Source organism: Amycolatopsis sp. NPDC028719 (genome assembly GCF_055565395.1).
Genome location: NZ_JBVHUL010000006.1, coordinates 21994 through 36833 on the forward strand (window position 1 = coordinate 21994; position 14840 = coordinate 36833).

The following is a 14840-nucleotide window of genomic DNA, read 5'->3' on the forward strand; positions in this document are numbered from 1 at the left end:
GTCCGGCGGGCGGTCTTCGTCTACTGTGGACGCCGCGACCGGTAGTCGCGGGCGGTTTCGACGTCGCCCTCGGGAGTGTGGACGAAGTGCCCGACGTGCCGCTTCTTCGCGATCAGCCGGCCGGACAGCACGGCGTCGGTCCGGCGCGGTGACGTGTTGGACGCCCGGCGCCCGCCTTCGACGCGGTTCTTCCAGAGCCCGTCTTCGAAGTAGGTGTGCACATCACCCTCGGCCACGCCCGTCACCTCCCGGAGAGTTCCCCGGGCGGGTGCCCGGGGACGGACCGGACAAACGTTCAGCTCAGGCCGAGCACCCGGATGGCGTTGTCCTTGAGGATCAACGGCCGCACCTCCTCCTTGAGGTCGAGGGTGGCGAAGTCGGCGAGCCAGCGGTCCGGGGTGATCACCGGGAAGTCCGAGCCGAACAGCACCTTGCGCTTGAGCAGCGAGTTCGCCGCGCGGACCAGTTGCGGCGGGAAGTACTTCGGCGACCAGCCGGACAGGTCGATGTACACGTTCGCCTTGTGCGTCGCGACCGAGATCGCCTCGTCCTGCCACGGCACCGACGGGTGCGCCAGGATGATCGTCAGCCCCGGGAAGTCCGCCGCGACGTCGTCGAGCAGCATCGGGTTCGAATAACGCAGCTTGATGCCGTGCCCACCCGGCAATCCGGCGCCGATCCCGGTCTGCCCGGTGTGGAACAGCGCCGGCACGCCCAGCTCCTGGATGGCCTCGTACAGCGGGTAGTGGCGGACGTCGTTCGGTTCGAACGCCTGCAGGCTGGGGTGGAACTTGAAGCCGCGGACGCCGTGCTCGGCGACCAGCGCCCGCGCGCGGCGCACGGCGGCCTTGCCGGCGTGCGGGTCGACCGAGCCGAACGGGATGAGCACGTCCGGGTGCTCGGCGGCGGCGTCGGCGATCTCCTCGCTCGAGAGCGCGGGGTGCCCGGTGGCGGCCGGCGCTTCGACGGTGAAGACGACGGCGGCCATGTTCCGCGCCCGGTAGTGCTCGGCGATCGCGGTCACCGTCGGCGTGCGGTCCTGATCGGCGCGGAAGTACTTCGCCGACGCGTCCAGGAGCTCCTGGTCGAGGGCGAAGCAGCCGTGACCGTCCTGCTCGACGTGGGTGTGGACGTCGATGGCGGTCAGTGCGGAAAGGTCCACGGGAGCTCCAGGTTCAGGGCAGGTCGGGCTGCGCGGCCTTGGCGGCCAGCAGGCGGTGCAGGACGGCGTCGCGGGCGGCGACGAGGGCGCGGTCGTCGGTGCCGGCCCGTTCGGCGTCGACCCCGGCGACGAGCGTTTCGGCCAGCTCCGGGGTCAGGTGGACGCGGCCGAGGTCGCGCCACCACTGTTCGGTGGGCGGGCCGAGGTGCGCCAGGACGTGCGCGAGGCCGCCCGCGCCGCCGGAGAGGTGCTGGTTGAGGAACGGGCCGAGCACGGCCCACCGCAGCCCGGGCCCGTAGGCGATCGCCGTGTCGATGTCGGCGACCGTCGCGACGCCGCGCTCGACCAGTGAATACGCCTCCTGCCACAGCGCGGCCTGGAGCCGGTTCGCGACGTGGCCGGGCAGTTCGCGCGACAACCGGATCGGCCGCTTCCCGACCGAGGTGTAGAACGCCACGGCCCGGTCGACGACCTCGGGCGCGGTCTCGCGGCCGGGCACGACCTCGACGAGCGGGATCAGGTGCGGCGGGTTGAACGGGTGCCCGATGACGACCCGCTCGGGATGGCGCGGGCAGCCGCGGGCGATGACGCTGGGCAGCAGCCCGGACGAGCTGCTCGCCAGGATCACGTCCGGCCGCGCGGCCTCGTCGAGGACGGCGAACAGCGCGTGCTTGACGTCCTCCCGCTCAGGACCGTTCTCCTGCACGAAATCCGCAGCCGCGGCCGCTTCGCCCGCGTCGGCGGCGAACCGCAGCCGGGCGATCGCCGCGTCGTCCGGCGGCAGGATGGCGGTGACGTCGGCGCGGAGCCGTTCCTCGGCGCCGGGCGCCGGATCGGTGGCGACGACGTCGAGGCCGTGGGCGAGGAAGTGGGCGGCCCAGCTCGCGCCGATCACGCCGGTGCCGACGACCGCGACGGTGCTCATGCGGACGTCCCGAAATGGTCCAGGGCGGTGGGATCGGCCAGGACGTCCCGGCCGACGACGTCCTCGGCGCGGGCGCCGAGCAGGAGTTTCTTCACGGGTAGCTCCAGCTTCTTCCCGGTGCGGTTCCGGGGGATCACCGGAACGGCGGTGATCGTGTCCGGCACGTGCCGCGGCGACAGCGCGCTCTTCAACGCCGTCGTGATCTTCTCGCGCAGCGGTGCGTCCAGGGCGCCGTCCCGGAGGACGACGTAGAGGCGGAGGTCGCCGTTGCCGCCGGCGGGGTCTTCGAGGTGCACGACGAGGGAGTCGTCGACCTCCGGCAGTTCTTCGACGACGGCGTAGAACTCGGCGGTGCCCAGCCGGACGCCGCCGCGGTTGAGGGTCGCGTCGGAGCGGCCGGCGATGACACAGCTCCCCTCGGGGGAGAACCGGATCCAGTCGCCGTGGCGCCAGACACCCGGATAGGTGTCGAAGTACGTCTCGCGGTAGCGCGAACCCGTGCCGTCGCCCCAGAACCCGACCGGCATGGACGGCATCGGCGCGGTGATGACCAGCTCGCCCAGCTCATCGACCACCGAAGCGCCGTGCTCGTCGAACGCCTTCGCGTCGACCCCCAGGCAGGGCCCGGAGATCTCGCCGGCGACCACGGGCTGCAGCGGGCCGCCCTGGACGATGCCGCTGCAGACGTCGGTGCCGCCGCTGCCGACGTTGAGCAGCACTTCCGGGCCGAAGACGTCCCGCACCCAGTGGTAGCCCTCGGCGGGCAGCGGGCTGCCCGCCGCGCCGATCTGCCGGAGCGCGGTCAGGTCGAACGACGCGGCCGGGTCGAGGCCCGCCTTCCGGCACGCCATCAGGAAGCCCGGGCTCGCGCCCATCAGCGTCGCGCGGGTCTCGGCGGCCAGGCGCCACTGCCACGCCAGGTCCGGGTGCAGCGGGTTGCCGTCTACGAGCACGATCGACGCGCCGGTGAGCAGCCCCGAGACGAGCGCGTTCCACATCATCCAGGCGGTGGTGGAGAACCACAGCAGCCGGTCGCCGGGGCGCAGGTCCCAGCTCAGGCCGTGGTTCTTCAGGTGCTCCAGGAGGATCCCGCCGTGGCCGTGCACGATCGCCTTCGGCTTGCCGGTGGTGCCGGAGGAGAACAGCACGCACAGCGGGTGCGCGAAGCCGACCGGCTCGAACCCCGGCACGCACGCCTCCGGGGGTTCCGGGTGGCTCGGGCCGAAGGCCCGGATGTCACTGCTTTCGGTGAGCAGGTCGCTCCAGGCGAGTGTGTCCGGGAGGTCGTGATCGCCGTAGGGGACGTGGACGACGTGCTCGACGGTGGGCAGGCCGGCCCGGATCTCGGCGACCTCCGCGCGGCGGTCGACGTCCTTGGCGCCGTAGCGGTAACCGGACACCGTCAGCAGCACCCGCGGCTCGATCTGGCCGAACCGGTCGACCACCGAACGCGCGCCGAACTCGGGCGCGCAGGACGCCCAGACCGCGCCGAGGCTCGCGGCCGCCAGGTAGGCGACCACGGTTTCGGGGATGTTCGGCAGGTACGCCACGACGCGGTCGCCCCGCCCGACGCCGAGCCGGGCCAGCCCCGCGCGGGCCCTCGCGACCTGGTCGCGCAGCGCACCCCACGTCAGCTCCGTGCGGTCGCGGGTCTGGGAGTACGCGATGACGGCGACCTCGTCCGCGGGACCGCCGAGGGCGTGCTCGGCGTAGTTGAGGGTCGCGCCGGGGAACCACTCGGTGCCGGGCATCCGCCGGTCCGGCACGACACCCGAAGCGGGGGAGTGGAAGCGGACGCCGAAGAAGTCCTTGACCGACGACCAGAAGCCGTCGAGGTCGGTCACCGACCAGCGGTGGAGCGCGGCGTAGTCGTCGAAGGCGTGGCCGCGCTCGGCCAGCCATCCCAGGAACCGGCCGATTTCGGTGGTTTCGCGGACGTCGGGCGCGACCGGGCGCAGGATCATCGGCCGACCTTCCCGGCGCGCTTGTCCAGGAACGCCCGCATCCGTTCCTTGGCTTCGGCGCTGCCGCCCGCCACGGCGGCCATCAGCGACTCCATGAAGTAGCCCTCGGCCGGGTTGGCCTCGGCGATGCGGGGGAGGGCCTGCAGGACGGCGAAGTTCGTGATCGGGGAGTTCGCGGCGATCTTGCGGGCCAGGCCGAGCGCGTGCTCGAAGCCGTCGTCGGCGCGGTAGTGCGACAGGCCGGCGGCGTGACCTTCGTCGGCGTCGAGGACGCGGCCGGTGAGCATCATGTCGGCCATCCGGTGCACGCCGATCAGCCGTGGCACCCGCACCGACGCCCCGCCGCCGACGAACAGGCCGCGCTGGCCCTCCGGCAGCGCGTAGAACGCCGAGGGCTCGGCGACGCGGATGTGCGCGGCCGCCGCGAGCTCCAGGCCGCCGCCGACGACCGCGCCCCGGAGCACGGCGACGACCGGGACGCGCCCGCGTTCGATCCGCTCGAAGGCGCGGTGCCACATCATCGAGTGCTCCAGGCCTTCGAACGCGTCGCGCTCGGTGAGCTCGGAAAGGTCGAGCCCGGCGGAGAAGTGCTCGCCCACGGCGTCGAGCACGACGGCCTTGATCCCGCGCGGCGGGGCGCCGAAGAACGTTTCGAGGCCGAGCACGGTGGCGTCGTCGAGGGCGTTGCGCTTTTCGGGGCGTGCCAGCCGCAGCACGGCGACGTCGTCGAGCAGCTCCAGGCGCAGCGAAGGGGGAAGGAGGGGGGTTGGGAGGGGGGGTGTCATGCGGGTCCGTTCGGGAAGGACGCGGCGGCTCGCGCGCGGAGCTCGACGCGGCGGATCTTGCCGGTGGCGTTGACCGGCAGGCTTTCGGTGAACTGCACGTGCTTGGGCACCTTGTAGCGGGCGAGGTGCCGTTCGAGGTGGGCGCGGAAGCCGGCTTCGTCGAGCTCGGCGCCGGCGCGGCGGACGACGAAGGCGGCGCCGGCCTCGCCCCAGCGTTCGTCGGGCACGCCCACGACGGCGCACGCGTCGACCTCGTCGAGCCGGACCGCGACCGCCTCGATCTCGGCGGGGTAGACGTTCTCACCACCCGAAATGATCATGTCCTTGACGCGGTCGACGACGTGGGCCCAGCCGTCGTCCTCGACGCGGACGACGTCGCCGGTGCGGAACCAGCCGTCGTCCACGAAGCTCGCCTTCGACTCTTCGGGCCGGTTCCAGTAGCCGCCGAACACGTGCGGGCCGCGGACCAGCAGCTCCGCGGGCGTCTCGCCGAGCGGCTCGGGCGTCAGGTCGGGGCCGAGGCCGGCCACGTCAGTGAAGAAGTGCGGCACGCCCGCGGCGACGGGGTGGTCGAGGGTGCCCTCGTGGGTGGCCATCGAGACGCCGGGCGAGGCTTCGGTCATGCCGTAACCCTGAAGGAGTTTCACCCCGCGGTCGAGCCACGCGCGGGCGACGCGTTCGGCGACCGGCGAGCCGCCGTAGAGCACGCACGTCAGCGAGCTCAGGTCCGTGCGGTCCCAGGACTCGTGGCGGCACAGCATCTCCAGCATGGTGGGGACCGCGGAGAAGCTCGTGATCCCGGCTTCGCCGATCCGGCCGAGGATCACGCCCGGGTCGAACTTCGCCACCGGTTCCACGCTGCCGCCCTTGAACAGGGTCGGCAGCGTGATCTGGCCCAGCCCGACGCAGTGGAACAGCGGCGCGATGCACAGCGCCTTGTCGGTGCCCAGGACGTCGAGGTGGGCGAGCTGGTTGACGGTGTTCCAGGTGAGGTTCCCGTGGGTGAGCACCGCTGCCTTCGGCCGGCCGGTGGTGCCGGAGGTGTAGAGCAGCAGGCACGGGTCGTCGAGCCGCACTTCGGCCGGCGGCGGGTCGCCGGCGGCGGCGATTTCGGTCTCGTAGCCGAGCCCGCCCGCCGGGCACGACGCCGGGTCCGTCGCGACGACGTGCCGGAGCGTGTCCGGCAGCGGCCCGGTCAGCAGGGCGTCGGTGTCCGGGCTGTGCACCAGCACCGAAGCGCCGCTGTCCGCCAGCATGTAGCGGATCTCGGTGGGGGAGAGCCGGTAGTTGAGCGGCACGAACAGCGCGCCGAGGCGGGCGGTGGCGAAGAGCGTTTCGAAGACGGTGACGTCGTTGACGCCGAGGTAGGCCACGCGGTCGCCCGGGCGCACGCCGAGCCGGGCGAGCGCGCCGGCCAGCCGTTCGACGCGGTCGGCGAGTCCGGCGTAGGTGCGCGTGCGCCCGGGCTGCACGAGCGCGGTGCGGCCGGGGGAGATCCGGGCCCGGCGCGCGGGCCAGCTGCCGAGGCCGAAGTCGGCCGGTCCGTGCGGCGATCGGGTCACGCCGGGTACCTCCGTGCTCGATATCAGGAACCCTGAGACGCTGTCGAGCATGACTGTCACCCGCACGGGCTGTCAAGAGCGCGGGTCCGAGTGCCCGATTTTGGTGCGGACGCCAGGAAGACGCGCTTTTGGCGGACAGTGGGCGACGGGCTTTTCGGCCGTTGGCGGGGTTGCGCCGTTTGGATCAAGTACTAGGCTGCGAGGGTGCGGTTCAGAGCCAGCCGCCCTCCCCCGACTTGCCGGCGTTCGAGCGGGCAGTGGACACCGCTCGGCACGTCATCCGCGACTGAAGGCGTACAGAAGATGTTAGTCGTGCAGCACCCGGCGACCGCGATCCCCATGGCGTCGCCGTCCCCCCTCATCGAACGCAGCCCGTTCGACATCACGGTGATCCGGCCGTACTTCGGCGCGGTCATGGTCCGGATCCGCGGCGCGCTCGACGCGGACAGCGCGGCCGAGCTCGCCTCGGTCCTCAGCACCTGGGCGCACCGCCGGTTCCCGACCCTGGTGCTCGACCTGTCCGAGGTCGACTTCCTGGATTCGGCCGGGCTTTCGGTGCTCGCCGACATCCACGTCCGGACGGTCCGCGAAAGCACCACCCTCCGGATCGTCACCGGCGACAACCGCGTCGTGCGCCGCGCGCTGGCCGGGAGCGGCTTGGACCACGCGCTCAACCTGAGCCCGCTGCCGTCGGGCTGGGAACGGGCGACGGAGATTCCGGGCTAGGTCTTCCCGCACCCGCGTGGTGTCTTGAATGAGTCGTTCAGGACCTCCGAAGACCTGAATGACTCATCCAAGACCTTGCCTGCTGCCGAGCCGCCCGCCGGAACCGGTTCAGGCGCGGAAGTACGCGCGGAACGTCGTGCCGTGGTCGCCGGTGTGCAGGCGGACCAGATCGGCCAGGTAGTTGACCAGCAGCAGCCCGCGGCCCCGGGGCTGCTCCGGCGTCGCGGGGCGGCGGCCGGCGAGCGGGTCCGCCAGCTTGGCGCGGTCGTGGACCTCGCAGACGAACTCGCCGCCTTCGCTCCACAGCCGGACCGTGCCGGTGCCGGCGCCGTGTTCGACGCAGTTGGACAGCAGTTCCGTGACGACCACCTGGACGTCGGCGACCTGGTCGGCGTCCAGCCCGCCGGCGGCCGCGTGGACGGCGGCCATCGCCCGGGCCGCGGCGAGGTCGGTCGTGTCCGCCAGCTCGGCCACGCGATCCGGCGCCGGGGGCAGCGGCCGGTTGTACCGGGCGAGGACGTCGTCGGGGGCGTACGCGGTGCTCGGGCGGCGGCCGGTGCCGTCGATCAGGACGGGATGGGTGGCCTCGGCGTCGGCGAGCGCGGCCGGGTCGAGGCGCACGACGTCGTACGGGCACAGGATCGTCACGTCCCGGCCGGTGAACGCCCGGTTGATGAGCGCTTCGTGCTGCACGCACGCCGGGTACTCGACGGCCGAGCGCTCCGCCCAGATCGGTTCGCCGATGATCCGCACCGGACCACCGGCGTGGGTGTCGGCGAAGGCCCGCAGCACGCGGGGGATGATCCGCCCGGGGTTGCGCCCGGCGTCGGTCATGTCCAGCAGGCGGACCCGGCCGGCGTCCGCGCCGAGCTCCCGGCGCAGCAGCTCGAGGTTCCGCCCGGGCACGGCGACGGCGACCGGCTCGCCGGCGGCGAGCCCGCTCCACACGAACGGCACGGTGCCGGCCAGGTACTCGGCGTCGTCACGGTAGAACAAGGCGGGGTGCACGAACGGTTCCGCGGGCGCGCTCAAGTCGTCTCCTCCAAGGCCGAGGACCCCACCAGTATGCGCGAGCGGCGGCGTCACCGGTTCGGGGGAACCCCGCCGGCCGGGTCGCCGTCGGCCCGGCGCAGCCGTTCCTCCTGGATGCCGCGCAGGAACGCCACCGGGTCGTCGCCCATGCGGTCGAGCGCGCGGTGGCGGATCCCGGCCGCCACGACCGCGCTGCCCACCGCCCACGCGGCGACCACGACGACCACCCCGGGTGCCGGCAGGACCCGGCCCAGGAACGCGAGGCACACCGTGGCCGCCAGCGCCGCGATCCGGGCCGGGCCGGCGTACCAGCGTGGGCTCCCGGGCGCCGAGAACACCCGGGTGCCGGCCAGGTACATCGTCAGGCCGACCGTCGTGAACCACACCGCCGCCTGGGGCGGGGACTCGTGCAGCGAGAGGTTCACGCCGGCCGCGACGAGCAACAGCGCGAAGGCCGGGAAGAGGTGCCCGACGGCGTACAGCGAATACGCGAGCGCGGGGTTGCCGCCGGAGAGGCCGAGCAGGCGCTCGTAGATCCGCGCGGCCGAGGCGAAGTACAGCCACCACAGCGCGCCCGCCATCACCAGACCGGCGACCAGGGACGCCCAGTAGGCGACGTCGTCGGCCGGGCGTTCCAGCGCCGCGGTGCCGACCGTGATCACCAGCTCGCCGAGCAGCAGGATCATGAACAGCCCGAAGCGCTCGGCCAGGTGCGCGGAATCGACCGCCAGGTTCGGGTCGCTCGGCGGCTTCAGCAGCATCCGCCACTGGTCCGCCGGTGAGGGCCGCTGCCGGGACTCGCCGCGACGCCGTCCGTGGCGGTCGCCGAGCAGCAGGAACCCCGCCTCCAGCAGCAGCGCGAACGCCCACAGCACCCACGTGTACGGGAAGACCGTCGAAACGCCGAACAGGACCGCGGAAACCACGTAGCCCCAGCTGATCCGGCTCTGGTCGAGACCCGGGCGCGCCGGCCAGCGGTGCGCGGCCGCCAGGATCAGGCGGACCCCGGCCATGGCCGCCGCGAACACCGCCGGGTGCCCCTCGAAGACGTGGTGCGCCTGGGTGGCGGCGATCCCGCAGGGGATGGTGCCGGCCAGCACGAACAGCCGGTCGGCGGCGCGGTTGTCGTCGCCGCGGCGGTTGTAGAGCACGGCGAAGCCGATCCACGTCCACCACAGCGTCGCGAACAGGCCGAGCGCGGCGGCGGCCCGCAGCCAGTGCGGGTCCGCCACCATGCCGTGCGCCACCTGGCCCACCGCGAAGACGAAGACCAGGTCGAAGTACAGCTCGACCCACCCGACCCGCTTGCCGTGGCCTGCCGTGCTTTCGCCGTCGTCCACATCGGTCACGACGGCGATTCTGCCGCCTCCCCGGACCTGCCTCCCACCCGGGCGGCAGGGGAATTAATAACGAACCATTCGAACAATGGCCGACTTCGCCACGAATTGGTCTTCGCGACTTCTGTGGGTAAATTTGCCGCCAGTGTGGCGGAACTCGTTATTTGCCTCGCGCCAGGCCTCGTAGCTGCGCGAACGCACTTGTACGGTGTACAAGCAGCGACCATCGAGGCACAATGCGTGAACTGTCGGAGCGGGCCGGAAGGAATTCATTCGCCGCGTTCCGAAACGCCGTCCTCAGGGTTGACAAGGATGGCGGGCGTGATGTCTTCTGCTGGTCGGCTCGATCAACGCCAAGTGTTCCCCAGACCCCGGGAGAGCGGCGATCGGCCCTGGGGCCCTCGTCCTGTCCGAGTTCGACGTCAGCCGTCCGCGCGGCTGGGAATCGAGCGATTCCGCCATGCACGAAAGCAGATCCACTCTCCGCCGGGCGGCGGACGCCGCGTGGTGGCCGGCGCACTGGAGCGTGCGCACCAAGATCAGCGTGGTCCTGCTGCTGCCCGTGCTGGTCGCGGTGGCGCTCGCGGAGGTCCGGATCCAGGGCGAGCTCGACCGGGCGACCGCGCTCAGCGCGGCGCGCGACCGGCTGCCGGTGCTGCGCGACACGATCGACCTGACCGCGTCGCTGGGCCAGGAGATGGTCGCGGCGGTGGCGGTCCCGGCGGGGGCGCCGGGCACCCTGACCGCCGCGGTCGACGCGAAGGTGGCCGCCGTTCAGCGCGACACCGGCTTCGCGCCGCTGGCCGCGGACACCGGCCGGGCGCTGAACACCGCGCTGGGCAAGCTCGCCGGGATCCGCGCGGCCGGCGCCGGCGGCGGCGACGTCCGCACGAAGGCCGCCGGCTACAACGACATCATCGCCACCCTCGGCGATCTCGTGCCCGCGTTCGTCCCGGCCGACGCCGGCAGCGCGACGGCCACCGGCGCCGAAACCGCCCGGCTGCTGGTGCACCTGCGGGGCGAGCTGGCCACCGAGGAGACCTACGCGCGGGCGGCGCAGAGCAGCCCGGACGACGCTTCGCTGCGCCCGGCCGTCGTGCAGGCCGCCGCCGAGCAGGAAGTGCTCGGTGAGCAGGCCGAACACCAGCTCTCGGGCGACGCGCTGAACCGGTTCAAGGCGGCGACGAGCTCCGCGGAAGGCCGCCTCGACACGCTGCAGGATTCCGGCAACGGCGCCGCCGCCGCGCTCGTGTCGTTCCTCCCCTCGATCACCGCCGAGACGGCCGGGGTGACGGCCGTGCTGACCGACGTCGCGGCGAAGCTGTCCGCCGACGTCTCGACCGCGGCCGACCGCGCCCGGTCGGACTCGCTGCGCGACACGGCCCTGGTCCTCGGCGCGCTGCTCGGCGCGCTCGCGATCGCCCTGCTGGTGGTGCGCTCGCTCGTCACGCCGGTGCGCCGGCTGCGCGCGGCCGCCCTGCGCGCGGCGAACGAACAGCTCCCGGAGACCGTCCGGCAGGTTCGCGAGGGCCACGACGTCGACTGGCGCGCGGTGCCCGACTCCGGGATCCGGACCGAGGAGGAGATCGGGCAGCTGGCCCGCGCCTTCGACGACATGCACCGCCAGGCGGTCCGGCTCGCCGTCGAACAGGCAGACCTGCGCAAGCAGGTCAGCGAGATGTTCATGACGCTCTCGCGGCGCAGCCAGTCCCTCGTCGAGCAGCAGCTGTCGATCATCGAAGACCTCGAAGCGGACGAGCAGAACCCGCGCCGGCTCGACGAGCTGTTCCGGATCGACCACATCGCGACCCGGCTGCGCCGCAACGGCGAGAACCTGCACGTCCTGGCGGGTGGCCGGCCGGTCCGGCACGGCCGGGAGCCGGTGCCCACGCGTGACCTGCTGCGCGCCGCGACGTCGGAGGTCAAGGACTACCGGCGGGTGGCGATGGGCAGCGCGCCGCGCAGTTCGGTGCAGCCCGAAGCGGCCGCGGACGTGGTGCACATCCTCGCCGAGCTGCTGGAGAACGCGACGCGGTTCTCCCCGCCCGAGCACAAGGTCGCGCTGACGGCCGACCGCGGCGCCGACGGCGGGCTGCTCATCGAGGTCGTCGACCAGGGCCTCGGGATGACCCCGGCGGAGTTCGCGTCGGTGAACGACCGGCTCGCGGCGGCGGGGACCGTCGGCCCGGAGACGACCCGCCGGATGGGGTTGTTCGTGGTCGGCCGGCTCGCCGCGCTGCACGGGGTGACGGTGCGGCTGCGCCCGACCGGGACGGGCGCGCGGCACGCAGGGGTGACGGCGAGCGTCCACGTGCCGGGCGCGCTGGTGATCGCCGACCTGGCCCGCCCGATCGGGGCCGGCCGGCTCGCGACGGCCGGAGCCGGGGTGAACGGCCGCAACGGCCACTCCCGGCCGCCGGTGGTGCCGGCGCAGGCGTCGACGCCGATCTTCGAGCAGGTCGTGACGAGCTGGTTCGTCGAGCCGGTCGCGAAGCCGCTGTCGAGGCGGGACGCGCCCGCGGAGCCGGTGGAGTGGCCGGCCGCGGCGGAAGGTACCGCGGTGGAGTGGCCGCCCGCGGTGCCGAACGGCCGGGCCATCAGGCCCGGGGCCCTGGCGGATCCGGAGCGGGCCGTGCCGGCCGACCCGGCCGACACGGCCGATCGCGTCGGCCGGAACGGAACCACCGGCGCCCACCGGGTGCCGTCGGCCGAGCCGGCTGACGCTGCCGCTGTCCCGGCCGATCGCGCTGGGCGCGACGGGACCACCGCCGCGCACCGGGCGGCGGCGGGCGACCCGGCTGCCGATCGCGCCGGCCGTACCGGGACCACGGCGGCGCACCGGGTGCCGTCGGCCGACGCCGCCGATTCCGCCGCGCAACCGGCTGCCCCGGCCGCGGCGGAAGGCTTGATCCCGGGGGCGGACCGGTCTGCCACGGCCGGAAAGCCCGTGGCCCACCCCGAACCGGCCGCCGCGCCGGTGGGGGAGTGGGAAACCACGGCCGACCGCACGCGCCAAGCCGCCGAAAGCGCTCTCAAGCCCGCGATCGCGCAGCGGCTCACCGACGCGGGGCTGCCGACCCGGCGGCCCGGGGCCCAGCTCGCCCCCGGCGCGGTCGTCGCGCGCGGACGCGAGCAGACCGGCGGCGGCGCGTTCCGCGATGCCGCCGCCGTCCGCACCAGCCTCGCCCGGCACTACCAGGGGATGCGCGCGGCCCGGCGGGAGACCGCGGCGCGCACCGAAGAATCCGGAAAGGACGAAGTGGATCCGCGATGACGGAACTTCCCGACGTGCAGCCTCGACGCTCCGGCGCCCCGCCGGCGGCCCGCGCACTGGGCTTCCCCGGTCCCGCCGCGCCGCCCGAACGGACGGCGACGCTGAACTGGCTGGTCAACGGGTTCGTCCAGGACGTCTCGGGGGTCGCGCACGCCGTGCTCGTCTCCGCCGACGGCCTGCTCGTGGCCGCCGACGAGGCGCTGCCCCGCGAGCGCGCCGACCAGCTGGCGGCCATCGCGGCCGGGCTGTCCAGCCTGTCGCTGGGCACCGCGGAGCTGTTCACCGCCGGGCGGGTGGTGCAGTCGGTGATCGAGATGGAGCAGGGGTTCCTGCTGCTGATGAGCGTGGGCGACGGCTCGAACCTCGTCGTCCTCGCCTCGACCGGCTGCGACATCGGGCTGGTCGGCTACGAGATGACGATGCTGGTCGAGCGGGTCGGGCAGAAGGTCGACGTGCCCGCACGCGAGATACCGGTGGCCCAGGACCACCGGTGATCGACGACCCGCCGCCCGGGCCGTACGGGGAGGAGCCGCGCCGCAGCCCGTCGTTGGCCCGCCCGTACTCCTGGACGGAAGGCCGGACGGCGCCGACGGTCGAGATCGCCGTCGAAGCGCTGGTCGAGTCCACGGCGGCGGGCCGGGCCGAAGGGGCGTACCTGACGTCGAGCGCGCTGGCGGAGGTCATCGAGCTGTGCCTCCGGCCGCGGTCGCTGATGGAGATCGCGGCGCTGCTGGCGCTGCCGCTCGGAGTGGTCCGCGTGCTGGTGTCGGACCTGATGCAGGACAACCTGGTGATCGTCCGCGACACGCTGTCGGACACGTCCACCTGGGACGAGCGCCACGACCTGATGGAACGCGTGCTGCACGGGCTGCGCGACCTCTAGAGAGGATCTTGCGATGGAGCACTTCGCGCTCGGGCACTGGCTGCTCGTGCTCGCGTACCTGACGTCGGTGGTGGGCTGCGCGCTCGGGCTGGCGTGCGCGGTCCAGGCCCGCCACGCGGCGAGCCCCCGCCACCGCATGCGATGGCTGGTCCTGGCGGCGATCTCGATCGGCGGCGTCGGCATCTGGCTGATGCACTTCGTGGCGATGCTCGGCTTCAGCACCCCGGGGATGCCGGTCCGCTACGACGTCTTCCGCACGGTGCTGTCGGCGATCCTGTCGGTGTCGGCGGTGTTCGCCGGTCTCGTGGTGGTGGGCGGCCGCGCGAAGTTCGGCTGGTGGCGCCTCGCGCTCGGCGGCGTCATCACGGGTCTGGCGGTGAACGTCATGCACTACACGGGAATGTCGGCCCTGCGCGTGAAGGGCGACTTCACCTACGACGGCGGCCTGGTCGCGCTGTCGGTGGTGATCGCGGTGGTGGCGGCGACGGCGGCGCTGTGGTTCGCGGTGTTCCTCGACCGGCTGTCCCTGCGGCTGCTGGCGGGGTTCGTGATGGGCGCGGCGGTGACGGGCATGCACTACACGGGCATGGCGGCGGTCCGGATGAACATGGACATGAACGCCGCGGACCCGGCGGGGGCCGAGGTGTTCTCGTTCCTGTTCCCGGTGTTCGTCCTGGCGGCGATCGCGATGGCGGTCCCACTGTGCGCGGTCCTGATGGCGCCGGCGGTTTCTGCCGAGGCTGCTTCCGCTGTCCCGGAAGAAGCCGCCGTCACGGTGTGAGCTGGTCGCGGATGGCGTCGGTGTCGATCAGTGACCAGATCTCGGCGATCTTGCCGTCTTCGTAGCGGTAGAAGACGTGCTCGGCGAAGGAGACGGTCTTGCCTTTGGTCGGCAAGCCACGGAAGTCTTCGGCGGGCGTGCAGTCGAAACGGATGCGGCAGGCGACGTGGTTGCCTTGGACTACGAGTCCTTCGATCGCGTAGCAGAGGTCGGGGATTTCTGTCGCGTCGCGCTTGAGGAGGGCTTGGAAGTCGGCGATGCCCAGGGTGCGGTTGTTGTGGACGACCGGGTCGTGCGCGAAGTTCGGCAGGTCGTCGAAGCGCCGCTCGTTCAGGCAGGTGAGATAGGCGCGGTAGCGCTCTTCGAGATCGGCCATGGTTTCCAGTGTGGCAAACGGCCCGCGGGGAAG

Annotated in this window: 14 protein-coding genes; 5 read left to right on the plus strand and 9 right to left on the minus strand. The window is 72.9% G+C overall.

Features of this window, described 5'->3' with window-relative positions; translation table 11 throughout:
- Positions 1 to 20 precede the first annotated feature (20 nt).
- Genes ACZ4TR_RS27970 through ACZ4TR_RS27995 form a run of 6 tightly spaced genes read right to left on the minus strand, consistent with a single transcriptional unit; the run spans position 21 to position 6398 of the window.
- Entirely contained in the window at positions 21 to 236 is a 216-nt protein-coding gene (locus ACZ4TR_RS27970; protein ID WP_364528539.1) for a DUF2188 domain-containing protein, read from the minus strand.
- Between the two features lie 59 nt (positions 237 to 295).
- Positions 296 to 1162, minus strand: a complete 867-nt coding sequence (gene couO / locus ACZ4TR_RS27975; protein WP_364528541.1) for a 4-hydroxyphenyl-beta-ketoacyl-CoA hydrolase — start codon at positions 1160 to 1162, stop codon at positions 296 to 298.
- Between the two features lie 13 nt (positions 1163 to 1175).
- Positions 1176 to 2087 (minus strand): 3-hydroxyacyl-CoA dehydrogenase NAD-binding domain-containing protein, encoded by a 912-nt coding sequence (locus tag ACZ4TR_RS27980; RefSeq protein ID WP_465289838.1) that lies wholly within the window; start codon positions 2085 to 2087, stop codon positions 1176 to 1178.
- A complete protein-coding gene (locus ACZ4TR_RS27985; protein ID WP_465289840.1) occupies positions 2084 to 4051 on the minus strand; it encodes an acetoacetate--CoA ligase in 1968 nt (655 codons plus the stop codon). Before ACZ4TR_RS27985 ends, ACZ4TR_RS27980 begins: the two co-directional genes overlap by 4 nt.
- Positions 4048 to 4836 carry a crotonase/enoyl-CoA hydratase family protein gene (locus ACZ4TR_RS27990; protein WP_465289842.1) on the minus strand — a complete coding sequence of 263 codons (789 nt, stop codon included), beginning with the start codon at positions 4834 to 4836 and terminating at the stop codon, positions 4048 to 4050. The genes ACZ4TR_RS27985 and ACZ4TR_RS27990 overlap by 4 nt, the downstream gene beginning before the upstream one ends.
- On the minus strand, positions 4833 to 6398 hold the full coding sequence (locus ACZ4TR_RS27995) for an acyl-CoA synthetase (RefSeq protein ID WP_465289844.1): 1566 nt from the start codon (positions 6396 to 6398) through the stop codon (positions 4833 to 4835). Before ACZ4TR_RS27995 ends, ACZ4TR_RS27990 begins: the two co-directional genes overlap by 4 nt.
- Before the next feature lie 303 nt (positions 6399 to 6701).
- On the opposite strand from ACZ4TR_RS27995, the gene ACZ4TR_RS28000 reads away from it, so the two are divergent.
- Complete coding sequence (locus tag ACZ4TR_RS28000; RefSeq protein ID WP_364528556.1) at positions 6702 to 7124, plus strand: STAS domain-containing protein; 423 nt, start codon at positions 6702 to 6704, stop codon at positions 7122 to 7124.
- 108 nt (positions 7125 to 7232) lie between these two features.
- Here ACZ4TR_RS28000 and ACZ4TR_RS28005 read toward each other — a convergent pair whose 3' ends face one another.
- Both ACZ4TR_RS28005 and ACZ4TR_RS28010 read right to left on the minus strand, forming a co-directional pair.
- The gene (locus ACZ4TR_RS28005; protein ID WP_465289846.1) at positions 7233 to 8156 is read right to left on the minus strand and encodes an anti-sigma factor RsbA family regulatory protein; all 924 of its coding nucleotides are present in this window, start codon (positions 8154 to 8156) and stop codon (positions 7233 to 7235) included.
- Between the two features lie 50 nt (positions 8157 to 8206).
- Positions 8207 to 9505, minus strand: coding sequence for a low temperature requirement protein A (locus tag ACZ4TR_RS28010; protein ID WP_465289848.1), 1299 nt, complete (start codon positions 9503 to 9505; stop codon positions 8207 to 8209).
- Between the two features lie 448 nt (positions 9506 to 9953).
- Between ACZ4TR_RS28010 and ACZ4TR_RS28015 the strand changes: the two genes are divergently transcribed.
- From ACZ4TR_RS28015 to ACZ4TR_RS28030, 4 genes are read left to right on the plus strand one after another with little or no spacing between them, the layout of a single operon-like run.
- Complete coding sequence (locus ACZ4TR_RS28015) at positions 9954 to 12767, plus strand: sensor histidine kinase (protein ID WP_465289850.1); 2814 nt, start codon at positions 9954 to 9956, stop codon at positions 12765 to 12767.
- A complete protein-coding gene (locus tag ACZ4TR_RS28020) occupies positions 12764 to 13261 on the plus strand; it encodes a roadblock/LC7 domain-containing protein (protein WP_465289851.1) in 498 nt (165 codons plus the stop codon). Before ACZ4TR_RS28015 ends, ACZ4TR_RS28020 begins: the two co-directional genes overlap by 4 nt.
- The gene (locus ACZ4TR_RS28025) at positions 13258 to 13650 is read left to right on the plus strand and encodes a DUF742 domain-containing protein (RefSeq protein ID WP_364527842.1); all 393 of its coding nucleotides are present in this window, start codon (positions 13258 to 13260) and stop codon (positions 13648 to 13650) included. Before ACZ4TR_RS28020 ends, ACZ4TR_RS28025 begins: the two co-directional genes overlap by 4 nt.
- A gap of 13 nt (positions 13651 to 13663) precedes the next feature.
- The gene (locus tag ACZ4TR_RS28030) at positions 13664 to 14431 is read left to right on the plus strand and encodes an MHYT domain-containing protein (protein ID WP_465289853.1); all 768 of its coding nucleotides are present in this window, start codon (positions 13664 to 13666) and stop codon (positions 14429 to 14431) included.
- On the opposite strand, the gene ACZ4TR_RS28035 is transcribed toward ACZ4TR_RS28030, so the two are convergent.
- A complete protein-coding gene (locus tag ACZ4TR_RS28035) occupies positions 14421 to 14807 on the minus strand; it encodes an ester cyclase (RefSeq protein ID WP_465289855.1) in 387 nt (128 codons plus the stop codon). The two genes, ACZ4TR_RS28030 and ACZ4TR_RS28035, sit on opposite strands and share 11 nt — an antisense overlap.
- Positions 14808 to 14840: the final 33 nt, after the last annotated feature.

Bases quoted from the DNA above. Each gene is read 5' to 3' on its own strand.
- ACZ4TR_RS28015 (WP_465289850.1), top strand. From the start codon at position 9,954: ATGCACGAAAGCAGATCCACTCTCCGCCGGGCGGCGGACGCCGCGTGG.
- ACZ4TR_RS28030 (WP_465289853.1), top strand. From the start codon at position 13,664: ATGGAGCACTTCGCGCTCGGGCACTGGCTGCTCGTGCTCGCGTACCTG.
- ACZ4TR_RS27985 (WP_465289840.1), bottom strand. From the start codon at position 4,051: ATGATCCTGCGCCCGGTCGCGCCCGACGTCCGCGAAACCACCGAAATC.
- ACZ4TR_RS28035 (WP_465289855.1), bottom strand. From the start codon at position 14,807: ATGGCCGATCTCGAAGAGCGCTACCGCGCCTATCTCACCTGCCTGAAC.
- ACZ4TR_RS28000 (WP_364528556.1), top strand. From the start codon at position 6,702: ATGTTAGTCGTGCAGCACCCGGCGACCGCGATCCCCATGGCGTCGCCG.
- ACZ4TR_RS27980 (WP_465289838.1), bottom strand. From the start codon at position 2,087: ATGAGCACCGTCGCGGTCGTCGGCACCGGCGTGATCGGCGCGAGCTGG.
- ACZ4TR_RS28020 (WP_465289851.1), top strand. From the start codon at position 12,764: ATGACGGAACTTCCCGACGTGCAGCCTCGACGCTCCGGCGCCCCGCCG.
- ACZ4TR_RS27990 (WP_465289842.1), bottom strand. From the start codon at position 4,836: ATGACACCCCCCCTCCCAACCCCCCTCCTTCCCCCTTCGCTGCGCCTG.